This is a genomic window from Nonomuraea sp. NPDC004580 (assembly GCF_040609855.1).
In the GTDB taxonomy this organism is placed as follows: domain Bacteria; phylum Actinomycetota; class Actinomycetes; order Streptosporangiales; family Streptosporangiaceae; genus Nonomuraea; species Nonomuraea salmonea.
Genome location: NZ_JBEXLH010000048.1, coordinates 1 through 16,301, shown reverse-complemented (window position 1 = coordinate 16,301; position 16,301 = coordinate 1). Strand labels below are relative to the sequence as shown.

General features: G+C 69.1%; 14 protein-coding genes and 2 tRNA genes. 9 read left to right on the top strand and 7 right to left on the bottom strand.

The features are described 5' to 3' along the window. Window positions 1–349: 349 nt before the first annotated feature. Window positions 350–1,693, bottom strand: coding sequence for an AarF/UbiB family protein (locus ABZW11_RS34215; RefSeq protein ID WP_355426352.1), 1,344 nt, complete (start codon window positions 1,691–1,693; stop codon window positions 350–352). 62 nt (window positions 1,694–1,755) lie between these two features. Further along, window positions 1,756–3,273: a hypothetical protein gene (locus tag ABZW11_RS34210; RefSeq protein ID WP_355426349.1), complete on the bottom strand. Its 1,518-nt coding sequence runs from the start codon at window positions 3,271–3,273 to the stop codon at window positions 1,756–1,758. A 464-nt stretch (window positions 3,274–3,737) separates the two neighbouring features. Between ABZW11_RS34210 and ABZW11_RS34205 the strand changes: the two genes are divergently transcribed. The 3 genes from ABZW11_RS34205 (at window position 3,738) to ABZW11_RS34195 (ending at window position 5,684) form a co-directional block, all read left to right on the top strand. Beyond that, window positions 3,738–4,520, top strand: a complete 783-nt coding sequence (locus ABZW11_RS34205; protein ID WP_355426347.1) for an enoyl-CoA hydratase-related protein — start codon at window positions 3,738–3,740, stop codon at window positions 4,518–4,520. Window positions 4,521–4,587: 67 nt separating this feature from the next. After that, window positions 4,588–5,103, top strand: a complete 516-nt coding sequence (locus ABZW11_RS34200) for a M48 family metallopeptidase (protein ID WP_355426345.1) — start codon at window positions 4,588–4,590, stop codon at window positions 5,101–5,103. Beyond that, entirely contained in the window at window positions 5,100–5,684 is a 585-nt protein-coding gene (locus ABZW11_RS34195; protein ID WP_355426342.1) for a hypothetical protein, read from the top strand. Before ABZW11_RS34200 ends, ABZW11_RS34195 begins: the two co-directional genes overlap by 4 nt. On the opposite strand, the gene ABZW11_RS34190 is transcribed toward ABZW11_RS34195, so the two are convergent. The 3 genes from ABZW11_RS34190 to ABZW11_RS34180 are packed head-to-tail and all read right to left on the bottom strand — an operon-like array spanning window position 5,671 to window position 8,462. Next, a complete protein-coding gene (locus ABZW11_RS34190) occupies window positions 5,671–6,657 on the bottom strand; it encodes an endonuclease/exonuclease/phosphatase family protein (protein ID WP_355426339.1) in 987 nt (328 codons plus the stop codon). The two genes, ABZW11_RS34195 and ABZW11_RS34190, sit on opposite strands and share 14 nt — an antisense overlap. Before the next feature lie 33 nt (window positions 6,658–6,690). Then, the gene (locus ABZW11_RS34185; protein WP_355426336.1) at window positions 6,691–7,251 is read right to left on the bottom strand and encodes an NUDIX hydrolase; all 561 of its coding nucleotides are present in this window, start codon (window positions 7,249–7,251) and stop codon (window positions 6,691–6,693) included. After that, window positions 7,248–8,462 (bottom strand): zinc-dependent metalloprotease, encoded by a 1,215-nt coding sequence (locus tag ABZW11_RS34180; RefSeq protein WP_355426484.1) that lies wholly within the window; start codon window positions 8,460–8,462, stop codon window positions 7,248–7,250. The genes ABZW11_RS34185 and ABZW11_RS34180 overlap by 4 nt, the downstream gene beginning before the upstream one ends. A 130-nt stretch (window positions 8,463–8,592) precedes the next feature. Here ABZW11_RS34180 and ABZW11_RS34175 point away from each other — a divergent pair, with 130 nt between their 5' ends. The 6 genes from ABZW11_RS34175 to ABZW11_RS34150 all read left to right on the top strand — a co-directional run bounded on the left by ABZW11_RS34175 (window position 8,593) and on the right by ABZW11_RS34150 (window position 14,583). Continuing rightward, on the top strand, window positions 8,593–9,666 hold the full coding sequence (locus ABZW11_RS34175) for an NAD-dependent epimerase/dehydratase family protein (RefSeq protein WP_355426481.1): 1,074 nt from the start codon (window positions 8,593–8,595) through the stop codon (window positions 9,664–9,666). 16 nt (window positions 9,667–9,682) lie between these two features. Continuing rightward, window positions 9,683–10,108, top strand: coding sequence for a molybdenum cofactor biosynthesis protein MoaE (locus tag ABZW11_RS34170; protein WP_355426333.1), 426 nt, complete (start codon window positions 9,683–9,685; stop codon window positions 10,106–10,108). 10 nt (window positions 10,109–10,118) lie between these two features. Continuing rightward, window positions 10,119–11,165, top strand: coding sequence for a PDZ domain-containing protein (locus ABZW11_RS34165; RefSeq protein ID WP_355426331.1), 1,047 nt, complete (start codon window positions 10,119–10,121; stop codon window positions 11,163–11,165). Between the two features lie 129 nt (window positions 11,166–11,294). Continuing rightward, entirely contained in the window at window positions 11,295–14,264 is a 2,970-nt protein-coding gene (locus ABZW11_RS34160) for a UPF0182 family protein (protein ID WP_355426328.1), read from the top strand. 56 nt (window positions 14,265–14,320) lie between these two features. Continuing rightward, window positions 14,321–14,397, top strand: a tRNA-Met gene (locus ABZW11_RS34155). 109 nt (window positions 14,398–14,506) lie between these two features. Further along, window positions 14,507–14,583, top strand: a tRNA-Met gene (locus tag ABZW11_RS34150). A 24-nt stretch (window positions 14,584–14,607) separates the two neighbouring features. On the opposite strand, the gene ABZW11_RS34145 is transcribed toward ABZW11_RS34150, so the two are convergent. Continuing rightward, on the bottom strand, window positions 14,608–14,805 hold the full coding sequence (locus tag ABZW11_RS34145) for a hypothetical protein (RefSeq protein WP_355426326.1): 198 nt from the start codon (window positions 14,803–14,805) through the stop codon (window positions 14,608–14,610). Between the two features lie 363 nt (window positions 14,806–15,168). Next, window positions 15,169–15,906 carry a hypothetical protein gene (locus ABZW11_RS34140; protein WP_355426323.1) on the bottom strand — a complete coding sequence of 246 codons (738 nt, stop codon included), beginning with the start codon at window positions 15,904–15,906 and terminating at the stop codon, window positions 15,169–15,171. Window positions 15,907–16,301: the final 395 nt, after the last annotated feature.

Below are 16,301 nucleotides of genomic sequence, written 5' to 3'. Positions count from 1 at the left end.
GAGGGACGCCCCACACCAACTCCAGCGCGCCCCTTCCACCTCGCCCTCACTACGCCAAGGTCAGGGCCAAGGTCAGGGCCAAGGTCAGGGCGCCGGTCTCAGCGTGCCCCGGCTGAGGGCCTTCGCCTGAAGAGCGGGGACTGAGGAGTGCTGACCGAGCAGGCGTCACCCACGCTTGGGCTCTGCCTGAGCAGACGTCACCGACGCTTGGGCTCTGCCCGAGTGCGCGTTGGCGTGGCGGATGACACCCAGTAGCGCTGACTGGGTGCAGGCACCGAGCGGCGCCACCGAGGTCGATGTTGCCGCTCGTCTCAGTCGGTCGAACTCGGCACCCAAGCATGAACTCGGGTCAGCTGACGGCCAGCGCCTCGTCTGGGTTGGGATCGGCGTCGTCGGCGAAGCCGGGGACCCAGCGGATGACCTCGTCGCGGAAGCGGGCCGTGGTGCCCAACTGGCACAGGACGCCGATACCGGCCGCGTGGACGCGGTGGATCAGCACGTACGAGGCCGGCAGATTGAGCTGGCGGACCACGTTCGTGGGCCGAAGGTCGGTCACGCTGGCGGCCTGCGCCTGCAACCACTCCCGGCTGAACGTGAACTCCTCCACCGCCGTCGGCTCCACGTACGGCGCGAGGAAGGCGCGCAGCGCATCGGGGTCGATCTCGATGTCCTCGCGGATGAAGCCCTCCTGCCGCAGCCCGGCCATGACGGTCCCCATGTCGCCCTGGTTGAAGATCCGGGTGAGCTGCCCGAACGCCTTCGGGTACCCCTCGGGCAACCGGTTGACGGCGCCGAAGTCGAGCGCGCCGAGCCGCCCGTCGTCCAGCATGCGGAAGTTGCCCGGGTGCGGGTCGGCGTGCAGCATCCCGACCCGCGCCGGGGAGCAGAACAGGAACCGTACGAACAGCAGCCCCGCCTGGTCGCGCTGCTCCTTGGTGCCCTCGGCGATGATGCGCGACAGCGGCGTGCCGTCCATCCACTCGGTGACCAGCACCATCTCGTTGGCGGCCACCACGTCGGGCACGTAGAAGTCGGGGTCGCCGTTGAACTCCAGCGCGAACGCGTGCTGCGCCTCGGCCTCGCGCAGGTAGTCGAGCTCCTCGGCGATGCGTTCGCGCAGCTCGCTCAGCACGGACTTCATGTCGAGCCCCGGCAGCAGCGCCCCGAACAGCTTGCCCAGCCGCGAGAGCTGCGCGAAGTCGCCGAGCAGCGCCTTGCCCGCCCCCGGGTACTGGATCTTGACGGCCACGACCCGGCCGTCGTGCCACACGGCTTTGTGCACCTGCCCGATGGAGGCGGCCGCGGTCGGCTGGTCGTCGAACGACTGGAAGTGCTTGCGCCAGTCGTCACCCAACTGCTCGGTCAGCACCTTGTGCACGGTCGACACCGGCAGCGGCGGCGCGGCCTCCTGGAGTTTGGTGAGCGTGGCGCGGTAGGGGCCGGCGATCTCCTGCGGCAGTGCCGCCTCGAAGATCGACAGGGCCTGGCCGAGCTTCATCGCTCCGCCCTTGAGCTCGCCGAGCACCTTGAAGACCTGCTCCGCGGTACGCTGCTGCACCTCCTGGGCCACGATCTCCGCCGACTTGCCGCCGATGCGCTTGCCCAGGCCGAGGGCGGCGCGGCCGGCGAAACCGAGCGGAAGGGTGGCCAACTTGGCCGAGCGCGTGACGGCACGGCGCGGGAGATCGTTCACACTGATGCGCGGAACCTCGGCGAGATACCGCTTCCCCCCTTCGTGATCATCCTTTGAGCACGTCAGTCGCGGTTGGGTGCCATGACCATTCTTAGCGAATATCGATTGTTTCGCATACAGCGACATTGCGGGTGTATCACCCACGATCTCCCTATCCACCGCCAATCAGGCGTTACCTCCACTGTGCCGTTGGTCACAGCAGGGGTTTTTCCGTCGAGGAACGCCAGCGCGTGCCCCACCGCCCCCGCCGCGACGACGCCCGCCAGCGCCACGTCGCAGGCGATCTCGCCCGGCGGATAGCCGCCCAGCTGTGCTGTGACCATCCCCCACTCCGGGTCGCGGTCGCGCCGGGTCAGGTCGAGGCAGTGCACGCACGCCGTGATGCCCGGCAGGACCAGCGGGCCCACCGTGCCGTGTCCCTCGAAGGCTGATGCCAGAAGATGGGGGATGTCGAGGTCGATCAGCTCGTTGACCAGCACCCCGTCGAGGGGAGTGACCGGCGCCAGGATGACGAGGTCAGGTCGATCGGTCTTGTCCCCAAGATACGGCCCTCCGGCGAGCACATTGACCGTCGGCCGGCATGCCTCCTCACCCAGCTCGCTCTCGTACGCACTGACGCGCGGCACCCCCTTCGGCCTCCGCGCCGGTTTCTTGCCTCGAGATCCGGACCCGCTTGCAGGCTCAGACCTAGGCCTGGGACCTGGGGTTTCCTCCCGTCCTGTCGCCTGCGCCGGGCTTGCTCCCTGCGCCGGAGAAGCGCCGCCTGTCCGGGGGGAGGGTGGAGTGGTGCGCTGAGGGGAGGGGCGGGCGGCCGGTGGGGTGGGTGAATGGGTGACCACGGCGCGGGCTGGGTGTCCGGTGATGGATGGGGTGATGCCGCCCCAGCGCACCGCCGAATCCTGTGGGAAGCGTGTCGTGGGGGCGGGCCCGGCAGGGGGTGGGATGCGCTGGGCCAGGTCCTCGGACTGGATGTGCGACGGAGGCGGTGGGTCGCCGGCGGTGAGGCGGCGGGCGACGGCGACGGCGCCCACCTCCCGAGGGAGGCCCACTTCTGCCCAGGTCAACCCGCCTGGTGTGAGGTCGGCCGGCCGGGCGGGCGCCGGGTCGAGCACGCGGATGTTGCCCACGCCGGCGGCCGCCAGGAGGGCGACGATCTGGGCGCCGACCCGGCCCGCGCCGTAGACGCGTACGCGAGCTTGGCGGCGGCGTTCGAACGTCGTCATCATGCCGTCAAGGGTGGTTGATGCGAGGTCGAGGGCGTCGAGATCGGGTCTGAGCCGGTCGCGCTGGGCCAGCGGCAGGTCGCTGAGGCAACCGGGCTCGAGTGAGGCGTCGTGGAGCGCGCCCTGCGCGGCGAGATGGTCGATCAGGCACCGGGCGCGCGGCTCGTCGAGCCCGGCGAGTGCGGCTTCCTCCAGCACGGTCTCCAGCTCCCGCGTGCCGTCGAGGCTCTCGATCCACTCGAGCACCCGCTCGGTCAGTCCACTCAGCATCACCGCTCTGAGCGGATGCGTGCCGAGCTGGAGGGTGCTCTCGTCGCGCAGGAGGTGTCGGAGGGCGGGCTTCACACGTGGCCTCATGGCCGGAAGATTTTCACGGCCGAGCAAGATCAGGAGGGACTTCGGCCCCGACTGTGGATAACCAGGCGCATGGCGAGTGACCTGTGGATGAACGACGACAAGGACGCTTCGGCGCGGTGGCGAGGCAGCGAAGCGGTCAAGGAAAGGAGCGCCGGAGAGCTGGGAGGCGGGGAGTCGAGGCGGCGCCAGTGCTCTGCTTCGGCGGGAGTGCCGAAGCGTCGACGCACCGGAGTGCCGGAGCGCCGACGCACCGGAGTGCCGGACCGCAGGAGCGCCGATGCGGCGCGCCCGAGGAACATGCGCCGATACGCCGAAGCGCTGGGACACCGGTCCGCTGAGCGGCTGGACGGTCGGTCCGATGGAGCGCAGGGCGCTGGACCATTGGAGCGCTGGTCGGTGGGACGTGGAGTGCGGAGGTGCTGGACGGCGGGGGTGGGGGAGTGGGGCGGGTTACGCTTCCCCGCATGAACGAGCTCTTGGTTGATCGCAGAGACGACGGAGTAGTGCTCATCACCCTCAACCGCCCCGACATGCGCAACGCCATGACCGACACCATGACGGCCGAGTGGCGGGCGGTCATGGCGGAGCTGCGCGATGACCGGCAGGCGCGGTGCCTGGTCGTGACCGGGGCGGGATCGGCGTTCTCATCCGGTGGTGACCTGTCGTGGATCGGCGAGCGCGGTACGGAGGCCGTCCCGCAACTCCGCGACCGCATGCTCGCCTTCTACCGCACCTGGCTGGCGATCAGCGAACTCGAGATCCCCACGATCGCCGCCGTCAACGGCCCCGCGGTGGGTGCGGGGCTGTGCGTGGCCCTGGCCTGCGACCTCGTGTACGCCGCCGACGACGCCAAGCTGCTGGCCCCGTTCACGTCGCTGGGCCTGCACCCGGGCATGGCGGCCACGTACCTGCTGCCGAGGAGGGCGGGCGCGCGGCTGGCGACGGAGATGCTGCTGACCGGTCGCAGCGTCTCTGGGCAGGAAGCATCCGGTAAAGGACTAGTGAATCAATCTTTCCCGAAAAATCATCTAATGTCGGAAACGGAGGCCATCGCCCGGAAGATCGCCCAGAACGCCCCCATTGCCACGCGCCTCACCAAAGTAGCCCTCAACCAAGGCCATCAAGACCTGGAAGCCGCGCTGATGTGGGAATCCCTGGCCCAGCCCGTGACCATGGCCTCCGCCGACATGATCGAGGGCCTGACCGCCCATCGGGAAAGGCGCATGCCCAAATTCACCGGCTCTTAATCATCTGACCAGCAGAAACATGGTCCACCCTCTGTGGAATTTCGTCAGTCTCGGCTAACGTGCATATGTGCCCCCCGAGACAGTCGAGGTTCGTCGCAGTTCTCGTCGCCGGCGTACGGTTTCCGCCTACCGCGACGGCGACAAGACGATCGTGCTCCTGCCCGCCTGGCTGAGCGGTGAAGACGCGGATGAATGGGTGAGCCGCATGCTGGATCGGCTGGCCGCGAAAGAACGACGTCGAAGGCCGACCGACGAGGCTCTGCTCGAGCGGGCCAAGGAGCTGTCGGCCAGATATCTGGACGGCGAGCCCGACCCCGTGAGCGTGCGCTGGGTGGACAACCAGCAGCACCGCTGGGGCTCGTGCACCCCCGAGACCGGGACGATCCGGATCTCCACCAGGCTCAAGGGCCTGCCCGAGTGGGTCATCAACTATGTGATCATCCACGAGCTGGTGCACCTGCTGGTGCCCAGCCACGGGCCCAGGTTCTGGGCGCTGGTAGAACAGTATCCGAAGGCGGAGCGGGCCCGCGGGTTCCTTGAGGGATTCTCCGCCGCGGCCCACACCGCACCGGAGGAGTGTTGACGCGCATCGTCGCGGTCCTGGTTCATCGGCACATGGCGGACGCGGCGCCCGAAGGCGTCGATCCCGCGCGGTTCCTCGAGGCGGTGGCCGAGGACACGTACGAGATGGCCGCCGGCCTCGACCTCGTCACCCCCGTGCTCGCCACCAGCGTCCCCGGCCTCGACGACATCGTCTGGCCGGGCACCGAGGTGATCACGATCGCTGAGGGCGAACCGCTGAGAACCACCCTCGCCCGTCTCAAGGCCGATCAGGCGGCGGTGATCTGCGCCGACGCGCCCGACCTGCCGCCCCTGCTGGTGGGCAAGCTGTTCAGGGAGCTGGGCCGGGCCGAGATCACGATCTGCCCCGCGGAGAACGGCGGAGCCGTCGCCATGGCCTGCGCCCTGCCCGCGCCGGAGTGGGCCGAGCCCGACCTCGACGCGTACGACGTCGTCAAAGACCTGCGCGCGCAGGCCCCCGGCCCCCGCAGGGTGGCGACCACCCCGGGCTGGCACCGCCTGCGCACCCCGCACGACCTCGCCCGCCTCGACCCCGGCCTTGAGGGCTGGGAGAGCACCAGAGCCCTGATCACGGCACGGTGAGCCGGGCCAGCACGGCGCGGTGATCGGTGCGCGGCACGTCACGCACGCTCACCTCCTGCACCCCCACCCGCCGATCGACCAGCACGTGGTCGATGGTGATGAGCGGCGGCACCTTCTTGTTGGCCGGCCACGTGGGGATCAGCCCGGCCCCGACCTCGTCGGCGGCGTCCTTGTAGCCGCGCGCGAGCAGCCGGCGCATGGAGGAGTGGTCGAGCGAGGCGTTGAAGTCGCCCGCGATGATCCTGATCCGGTCGGGCGAGGCGGACGGGAAGGACTCAAGGGCCCGCTTCCAGTCGGCGACCTGCGGCCCGAGCGGCGGGAACGGATGCGCGTCGATGAACTCGATCGGCTCGCCCCCGGGCAGCGCGATCGTCGCCGCCGGCATGTGGTGCCCGGCCGGCGCGCTCCAGCTCGTGAGCGGCTCCATCGGATGCCGGGAGAACAGCCCGCTGCCACTGGCGTTCCACTCGTCCTCCAGCACGCGGTACGGCATGAGCTCCTTCAAACCGGCCGCGTCGAGGTCGGCGACCGCTCCGGGAGTCAGCTCCTGGGTGCTCAGCACGTCGGGCCTGAACTCGCGTACGAGCTGCAGAATCGTCCCCACGTCGGCCTTGCCGAACAGCATGTTGACCGTCATCACCTGCAACGGCCTGCCCTTGGCCGCGTCGGCGGTGCCGAGCGCCCTGGGCAGCACGCTGAAGCCGAGCGCCGTCGTCGCGAGCAGCGCGACGACGGTCGCGGCGCGCCTGCGTCCGAGCGCCGCGATGAGGAGGGGGAGCAGCGAACCGGCCGCCGCGTACGGCGTCGCCGTCATGAGCTGCGTCGGCAGCGACCCGCGTTCGAGACCGGCCACCCTGGCCACCGCCCACGCGGCGAACGGGGTCACGGCCACCCAGGTCAGCGCCGTGCGAGGCATCTTGCGACGTTTGCGAACCGGCGTCACGATCGTGCCGCCGACGGCCGAACCCTCCATGCGAGCCCCCCTTTGGAACGACGCAAAAGGACTCTAGCCAAGCGCGCGTGAGCTTGAGCTGAGCGCCTCACGTCCGCGTGCGGCCAGCCGCCTGGTGGCCTCGTCGGACGGCTCGGGGATCTCGTCGACCGGGAACCACCGCAGGTCGAGCGACTCGTCACTGATCACGGTCGTGGCGTCGGGCGGCGCCACCGCGGCGTATTCGACGTCGAGATGCCAGCTGTGCGGCGGATGGCACCACACCAGGTGCCGGTCGACCGCGAGCGGCCCGGGCAGCAGGCGAAGGCCGGTGATGCCGGACTCCTCCCACGCCTCCCGCAACGCCACCTCCGCCAGCGAAGTGTCGGATGTCTCACAATGGCCGCCCATCGGCAGCCACATCTTGGCCTTGGGATGCAGCGTGAGCAGCACCTGGGACCCGTCGTGCGACAGCACCGCCGTCGTCGCCGTCAGATGCCCCGGCACGCATTCGCGCAGCATCGCGTCGTCGTGAGCGCGCAGGTGATCGAGGAACTCCAGGCGCAGCGCCTCTTCATCGGGCGTCGGCGCGGCCCAGGAGGACAGCACCGCCACCGCGTCGGCGTGCAGGGTCAACGCTTGCCTTCCTCGCCCTCGTCGTCGCCGGGCTTGGCCTCGAGCTGGGAGATGTCCCAGGTGGCCTCACCGCGTACGAACGCGTCGGGGTCGTCGAGGTCCTCGGCCGTCGGCATCAGGTCGGGGTGGCTCCACAGCGCGTCGCGCCCGTCGACGCCGCGCGCGTTCTCCAGCGCCTGCCACAGCGCCGCGGCCTCGCGCAGCCGCCGCGGCCGCAACTCCAGACCCACCAGCGTGCCGAACGTCAGCTCGGCGGGCCCGCCGGTGGCCCGGCGCCTGCGCACGGTCTCGGCCAGCGCCACCGCGGAGGGCAGCTTGCCCTGCGCCGCGCGGTCGACCACGGTGGCCACCCACCCCTCGACCAGCGCGAGCGTCGTCTCAAGGCGCGCGAGCGCGGCCTTCTGCCGCTCGGTCTCCTCGGGCTTGAGCAGGTTGCCCCCGCTCAGCGCCTCCTGGATGGCCTGCGGGTTGTTGATGTCGAGCCCGCGGATCTGCTCTTCGAGCGCGGAGGTGTCGACCGTGATGCCCCTGGCGTATTCCTCGACCGCGCCGAGCAGATGCGAGCGCAGCCACGGGACGTGCTGGAACAACCGGTGATGCGCGGCCTCGCGCAGCGCCAGATAGAGCCGGATCTCGTCGGACGGGATCTCGAGGCCCTCGCTGAAGGACGCGATGCCGCCGGGCAGCAGCGCCGCCGTGTCGGACAGGGGAAGACCGATGTCGGTGGTGCCGATCACCTCGCGCGCCAGCGACCCGATCGCCTGCCCGATCTGCTGGCCGACCATCATGCCGCCCATCTGCTTCAGCATGCCCATCAGCGGCCCCGCCATCTGCTGGGCCTCAGGGGGCAGGCCGGAGCCGCCGAGCGCGCCGCCCATGGTCTCGACCATGCGTTCGGCGATCGGCTCGCACAGCTTGCGCCAGATCGGGATCGTGTTCTCGATCCATTCGGACCGGCTCCAGGCCTGCGGCGTCGTCACGCCGCTCGGCAGCGTCGTCGCCTCGTTGAGCCACAGGTCGGCCAGGCTGAGCGCCTCGACGATCTGGCGGCGCTCGCCTTCCATGACACTCGGGTCGCCCTGGGCCACCACGGAGTGCCTGGCGATGTTCTTGGCCATGTCCCAGTTGACAGGGCCTGAACCCTGGGGCGCCGACAACATGTCGGCGAACTGGCGCATCGCCTGAGCCATCTGCTCAGGGTTGCCGAACATGGCGAACGGGTTCTCGTTGGGGTCGTTTTCGCGACCTGGCAGGTCAGTCACCGCTCTACCTCGTGCAGGATGGAGGAGTCCACATCCGCCACGTTAGTCGTCCTACGGCGGATCAGTGCAAAGTGAGGACCTGGTGCCAACCTCGAAACGCTCGCGCCAACCCGTCGTCGCCGTCACAGGGGCGGCCTCCGGCCTGGGCCGCGAGCTGCTCGCGAGGCTCGTATCCGCCGCGGATTTCCGCAGAGTGGTGGCCATCGACGAGCAGCGCGGCGACATCCAGGAGGCCACGTGGAGAGTGATCGACGTACGAGATCCGCTCTTGGCGAACCGGATCTCCGACATCGACGTCCTGGTCCATCTCGCCGGTGACTACGCCGTCGACTCCGACCCGGGGGAGCGGCGCGCGTACAACCTGCGTGCCGCGCAGACCGTGCTCACCGCCTGCGCCGCCGCACGCGTGCGCAAGGTCGTGCTGGTCACCAGCGCGATGGTGTACGGCGCCGCACCCGACAACGAGGTGCCGCTGCCGGAAGACGCTCCCGTGGCCGCCGAGCCCGACACCGGCGTGGTGGGCGACTTCCTGGAGATCGAGTCCCTCGTACGCAGATCGCTGCGCAGCCACCCCGGCCTGGAGATCACCGTGCTGCGCCCCGCGGCCGTCGTCGGCCCGGGCGTCGACACCGTGATCACCCGCCACTTCGAGTCGCCCAGGCTGCTCACGGTCAAGGGCTGCCACCCCCATTGGCAGTTCTGCCACATCGACGACCTTGTCTCCGCCCTCGAACTGGCCGCCCGCGGCCTGGTCAGCGGCGTGGTCGCGGTCGGCAGCGACGGCTGGCTGGAGCACGATCAGATCGAGGAGCTCTCGGGCATCAGGAGCCTTGAGCTGCCCGCCGGCCTGACGTTCGGCACCGCGCAGCGCCTCCACCGCCTCGGCGTCACCCCGGCGCCCGCCACCGACCTGCACTACGTCGTCTATCCGTGGGTCGTCGACTGCGCCGCGCTGCGCGAGGCCGGCTGGAAGCCCCAATGGACGAACGAGGCCGCGTTCGAGCAGCTCCTGGAGCTGCGCGAGAACCGTACGACCGTGGTCGGGCGCCGCCTGCCCGTCAAGGAGGCCACGCTCACCGCCGCCGGCGCCACCGTCGCCGTCATCGGCACCGCCGCGATCGTCCGTCAGGTACGTAAGAAGCGTCGCTCGTAACGGTTAGGCTCTTTCCGTGGACGTCATCCGCTTGCTCGGCATACGTGAGACCCCGCTCTCGGTCGACGAGGTGCTGGCCGCCGTGCGCGACCACGCCGCGGGCGGCACCGCCTTGTTCCTCGGCACCGTGCGTGAGCAAGACCACGGCAAGCCGGTGACCGGGCTCGCCTACTCCGCCCACCCCTCGGCGGAGGCCGAGCTGCGCCAGGTGGCCGAAAAGGTCGCCGCCGACTTCCCGGTGACCGCCGTGGCCGCCGTCCACCGGGTGGGCGACCTCGCGCTCGGCGACATCGCGGTGATCGTCGCGGTCGCCGCGCCCCACCGCGACGAGGCGTTCAAGGCCGCGCGGCGGCTCATCGACGACCTCAAGGCCCGCGTCCCCATCTGGAAACATCAGGCGTTCGCCGACGGCGAGACCGAGTGGGTCGGCGCCGGCGAATAAGCTCGAAGACATGTCTCGACGCGCCCTGACGCTCCTGCTCGCGGGATTCCTCGTGCTCGCGCTCGGCGTGGCGGGCGCGTTCCAGCCGGTCCCGTACGTCGTGCTGAGCCCCGGCCCGACGGAGAACACGATCGGCGAGGTGAACAAAAAGCCCGTCATCGCGATCAAGGGCAGGCAGACCTACCCCACCAGCGGCTCGCTGCAACTGGTCACGGTCGCCTACCAGGGCGGCCCCGCCGCCAAGATCGACCTGCTGACGGCGCTGCGCGGCTGGCTCGACCCGACCGTCGCGGTGGTCCCGCAGGAGACGATCTTCGCTCCCGACCGCACCGCGCAGGAGGTCGAGGAGGAGAACACCGTCGAGATGACCAACTCCCAAGACTCCGCCACCGCCGCCGCGCTCAACGAGCTGAAGGTCGCCTACGCGATGGTCGTGGGCGTGGTCTCCACCGAGAAGGGCAGGCCCGCCGACGGCAAGCTGATGAAGGGCGACGAGATCAACTCCGTCGACGGCAAGGAGACGAAAGACGTCACCGCCGTCGCCGACGCGGTCAAGGCACACAAGCCGGGCGAGAGCGTCACCTTCAACGTCACCAGAGGCGCACAGAAGCTCGACGTCACCGTGCAGACCGTCGCGGGTCCCAAGGCACAGACCGTGGTCGGCGTCATGATGCAGGCGCAGTACAAGTTCCCGTTCGACGTCGACATCAACGTGGGCGACGTGGGCGGGCCGAGCGCCGGGCTGATGTTCTCGCTCGGCATCCTCGACAAGCTCACCCCTGGAGAGCTGACCGGCGGCAAGCAGATCGCCGGCACCGGCACCATCACCCCGGCCGGCGAGGTCGGCGCGATCGGCGGCATCGCGCAGAAGATGGTCGGCGCCAAGGACTCAGGCGCCACGGTCTTCCTGACCCCGGCCGGCAACTGCGCAGAGGCGCTCAAAAGCGTTCCTGACGGGCTGCGGCTGGTCAGGGCCGACACGTTGCACAGCGCGGTGGCGGCGCTCGACGCGCTGCGCACCGGCAAGGGTGACGTGCCCGCGTGCGAGGCCGGATGAAACTTCTGGCGCTCGCCGTGCGTTAGCCGTACGGCTGGCCCTGCGGTGTAGGTTGCCAGACACGGACCGTTTCTTCATTACGACGAGGGGTTGGCCTTGAGCTTCCGGACCCCAGGAGCCGGCAGGGCGATGCGCTTGCCCCGCCGACCGCGACTGCTTCTGCCTGTGGCGATCGCCCTCGTGGCGATCGTGGCATTCTTCTTCCTGTTCTCCGGCATCTATACCGACTATCTGTGGTTCGACGCGACCGGATTCACGACGGTCTTCAGCGGTGTGGTGCTGACCCAGATCGTGCTGTTCCTGGTCGGAGCGGTGCTCATGGTCGCCATCGCGGGCGGCAACATGTTGCTCGCCTTCCGCACCCGGCCCATGTTCGGCCCGGCGATGTTCGGCGGCGCCAGCGGAGCCGACCGCTACCGCATGGCGCTCGACCCCCACCGCAAGCTGATCTTCATCGTCGGCATGGCGCTGCTCGCCCTCTTCTCCGGCTCGTCCTTCTCGGGCCAGTGGCAGACGTGGCTGCAGTTCATCAACGGGGAGTCGTTCGGCAAGACGGACAAGTTGTTCGGGATGGACATCTCGTTCTTCATGTTCGACTACCCGTTCATCCGGATGGTGCTGAACTTCCTGTTCACCGCCGTGATCATCTCGATCGTGCTGGCGACGATCACGCACTACCTGTACGGCGGCTTCCGCCTGCAGTCGCCCGGCGTCCACGCCTCCCGCGCGGCCCGCGTCCACCTGTCGGTGCTGCTGGGCGTCTTCGTGCTGCTCAAGGCCGTGGCCTACTGGCTCGACCGGTACGGACTCGTCTTCTCCGACCGGGGCTTCGTCCACGGCGCCTCCTACACCGACGTCAACGCCGTCCTGCCGGCCAAGACCATCCTCGCGATCATCGCGCTGATCTGCGCCGCGCTCTTCTTCGCCGGCGTGGTGCGTCCGGGCGGCATGCTGCCCGGCGTCTCCTTCGGCCTGCTCGTGCTCTCGGCCATCCTCATCGGCGGCGTCTACCCGGCGCTGGTCGAGCAGTTCCAGGTCAAGCCCAACCAGCAGGGCAAGGAGTCGCCCTACATCGGGCGCAACATCGAGGCGACCCGCGAGGCGTACAACGTCGACAAGACAGAAGTCGAGACGTACAACGCGCAGGCCGACCCGACCAAGGTCCAGGCCAACGGCGACACCTCCGTCTCCGGCGTGCGCCTGCTCGACCCGTCCCTGGTCTCCTCGACCTACGAGCAGACCCAGCGCATCAGGGGCTTCTACAGCTTCGCCGACCCGCTCGACGTCGACCGCTACCCCGACAGCTCGGGCAAGCTGATCGACCACATCGTCGGCGTCCGCGAGCTCGACGGGCCGCCCGAGGGGCAGAACAACTGGATCAACCAGCACCTCGTCTACACCCACGGCTACGGCTTCGTCGCCGCGCCGGGCAACAAGGTCGACAGCAGCGGCCTGCCCGACTACGACGCCAAGGACATGCCGGTCACGGGCCCGCTGGTCAACAGCACCCAGCTCAAGGAGTCGCGCATCTACTACGGCGAAGACCCGGCCTCGGCCGAATACGTCATCGCCGGCGGCAACCCCAACGCGCCGCAGGAGCTCGACTACCCGGAGACGGGCGGCACCGGGCAGAAGAACACGACCTACACCGGCCGGGGCGGCGTCCCCGTCGGCTCGTTCCTCAACCGGCTCCTCTACGCCGCCAAGTACGGCGAGGCGAACATCGTCCTGTCCGGCGACGTCAACGACAACTCCAAGATCCTGTACGTCCGCAACCCGCGCGACAGGGTCCAGAAGGTCGCGCCCTACCTCACGCTCGACGGCAACGCCTACCCGGCGATCATCGAGGGTCGGGTGCAGTGGATCGTCGACGGCTACACGACGAGCAACGACTACCCGTACTCGCAGAGCGAGAGCCTCGGCGAGATGACGCGCGACACCTCGACCGACCGGCGCGTCATCGCCCAGCAGCCGAGCGACCGCATCAACTACATCCGCAACTCCGTCAAGGCCACGGTCGACGCCTACGACGGCACGGTCAAACTCTACGCGTGGGACAGCAACGACCCGCTGCTCAAGACCTGGAGCAACGCCTTCCCCGGCACGATCCGCCCGGCCTCGGAGATGAGCGCCGAGCTGAAGCAGCACGTGCGCTACCCGGAAGACCTGTTCAAGGTGCAGCGCTACACGCTGTCGCGCTACCACATCACCGACCCGGCCGCCTTCTACAGCGGCCAGGACTTCTGGAACGTCCCCAACGACCCGACACAGGGCGAGAAGAACATCAAGCAGCCGCCCTACTACCTGACCACCACGATGCCGGGCGGCCAGCCGACGTTCTCGCTGACCACCACGTTCGTGCCGCGTCAGGGTCCGAACCTGGCGGCGTTCATGGCCGTCGACTCGTCGGCGAGCGGCGAATACGGCCGGATGCGCATCCTGCGCATGCCGTCCAGCACCCCGATCCCCGGCCCAGGACAGGCACAGAACGCCTTCCAGAGCCGCTTCGCGGGTGAGCTCAACCTGCTGGGCGTCGGCGCCTCGTCGGTCCGTTACGGCAACCTGCTGACGCTCCCTTACGCGGGCGGGCTGGTCTACATCGAGCCGGTCTACATCCAGGTGGCCGCGGGCGGAGGGCAGGAGCCGTACCCGATCCTGCAGCGCATCCTGGTGTCGTTCGGCAGCAAGATCGGTGTGGCCCGCACGCTCGAGGAGGCCCTGCAAGAGGTCTTCGGAAGCGAGCAGCAGCAACAGCAGCAGCAAGAGCAGGAACAGACGGACGAGCAGCAGCAGGCTCAGCCCGACCAGGCGAGCACGGCGCTCAACACCGCGATTTCCAACGCCCAGAAGGCCTACTCCGACGCCCAGAAGGCGCTGCAGGCCAGCCCGCCCGACTGGGACGCCTACGGCGACGCCCAGAAGCGGCTGGAGGAGGCGCTGGAGGCGCTGAAGGGCGCGAACGCCCAGCCGCAGTCCTCGCCGTCACCGACGCCGTCAGGCTCCCCGTCGGCGTCCCCGTCGGCGTCACCGTCCGCCACACCGACAGGCTCGCCGCCGGCCGCGCCCAGCGCGCCACCGTCGGCCACGCCGACCGGTTAGCGCCATTCAGTTTGCGTCCGCCCCGCGTCGCCCGGTAGCCTTCATAAGCACGACGACGCGGGGTGGAGCAGTTCGGTAGCTCGCTGGGCTCATAACCCAGAGGTCGCAGGTTCAAATCCTGCCCCCGCTACCAGGCCGAAGGCCCGGGATCCGGAAACGGAGACCGGGCATTCGTGTGAACGGACCACCTCGGTGGTCAAAGCACTCCTCCGGGGCCTGTAGAGTAAGTGCAGACACACCGACGCGGGGTGGAGCAGTTCGGTAGCTCGCTGGGCTCATAACCCAGAGGTCGCAGGTTCAAATCCTGTCCCCGCTACCAAGATTGAAGTCCCCGGCCACCGGATCATCCGGAGGCCGGGGACTTCTTCGTTTCCGGGGTTGCGTGGCTGACCATGAGATACGTCTTGCGCACGGCCCAGCCGAGCAGGAACACCCCGAAGACGATCTGGACGCCGCGCATCCAGCCGGGCGACCCTTGATCCGCATAAATCACGATGCCGACCCACATCAGGCCGAATAGCCCGACCAAGCCGACTGCCACCCAATTCAGCCCCCGCTGCCACATATGCGGAGTCTTACAGGCGGTCGACCAAGGGCGGGTATGCCCGGAGTTGTCATCATGTCAGCGCCTGACCGGCGTCCCTCAGGGCGACACGGGACGGCCGTCGCAGCCGAACACGATGGCGACCTCAGCCGGGTTCGGATGGTCGTTTCGGAGAGGTGGATGGCCCGCCTCTCAGGACAGTCGCCCCTAGGTAGGACGGTCGCCCCTTGGGCGGGACGGTCGCCTCAGATCAGAAAGGCCGGTTGACCATCTCAACCGAGGTCGGATGGTCGCATCAGAGGGGCTGGATGGCCCCTCCTCTGAACAGGACCGTCGCCGCGGTGAGGCGAACCGGTCGCTTCAGCGGGGGAGGATGCGCGCGGTGCCGATGCAGCTCCGCATCCGCGGGGCGCGGGAGCGTGGCGGGCTCTGGCTCGTCACGTCGCCCTCCTGGGGGAGCTGCGGATCCTGCACGAGCTGGACGTCCTGGCACTCGAAGCCCTGCCCGGTGAACGTCGGCCCCTCCATGAGCCACTCGCCCTCCGGTGCCCGCGCCTCCAGTCCGTCCCTCTCCTGGGCCTGGCCTTCCACCGCCTGGCCTTCCACCGCCTGGCCCTCCACTGCCTGCGCTTCGAGTGCCGGCCGGCCCGGAAGCTCCGCCGTTCGGTCAGGGAGAAACTGCCCTGGGAGTGCTTGTCCCTCGGGGGACCGTCGCTCGGGAGACCGTCGCTCGGGAGACCGTCCTTCGCGGGCCGGGCCCTCACAGTCGCGGCTCTCCAAGCAGGCGAGCAGGGCGGCCGCCGCGCGGGCGTCGGCGAGGATGCGGTGAACAGCCTCACCGTCCTCCGGCAACTGCCCCCGCTCGGCCAGCTCGTGCCGGACGAAGCCGAGGGGGTCGGGCGACCCCACGATGTCGGCCGCCACCGTCGCCCGCGCCGCCGTCAGCAGCCGCAGATAGTGCGTACGCAGCACGGCCTCGCGCAGCTGGGCGTGCTCCAGGTCGTCGATCAGAGTCCTGGCGATCCGCAGCAGGTCATCAGCGTGGGTCGCCTCGTCGGCGAGGAACGCGCGGATGTCGTCGAACTCCGACCGGGTCATAGCGGTCACCCCTCCGTGAGCGCAGCATGCTCGTGACCTACTTCGTACCTGGGAGCGATTGCGGATGACTTGCGGTCGGCTTGCCCCATGGTGCCGGCTGGGCAGCTCGTTGCCGAGGTTTGAGTGTCTGGTGGGAAGGGAAGAACCTCCTGATTACCTGAGTCGGCCCGAGTACGCGGTGCAGGCTGCTAGAGTTACTTCCCGCAGGGCGATCGAGAGGCTCCTCAGAGCCTCGGAGATGCCCGGCAAATCCCACTACCTTCGCGGTCGTCCGTCGCTGGTTTCGCACCACTTCGGATCGGCTGGTAAGTTAGAGGGGTTGTCTCCGAAAGGGGGCGCGGCTTAATTCTTGGAAAGTCGAGCCGGTCCGGTCAATTTGACAGGGACTTGAGCGG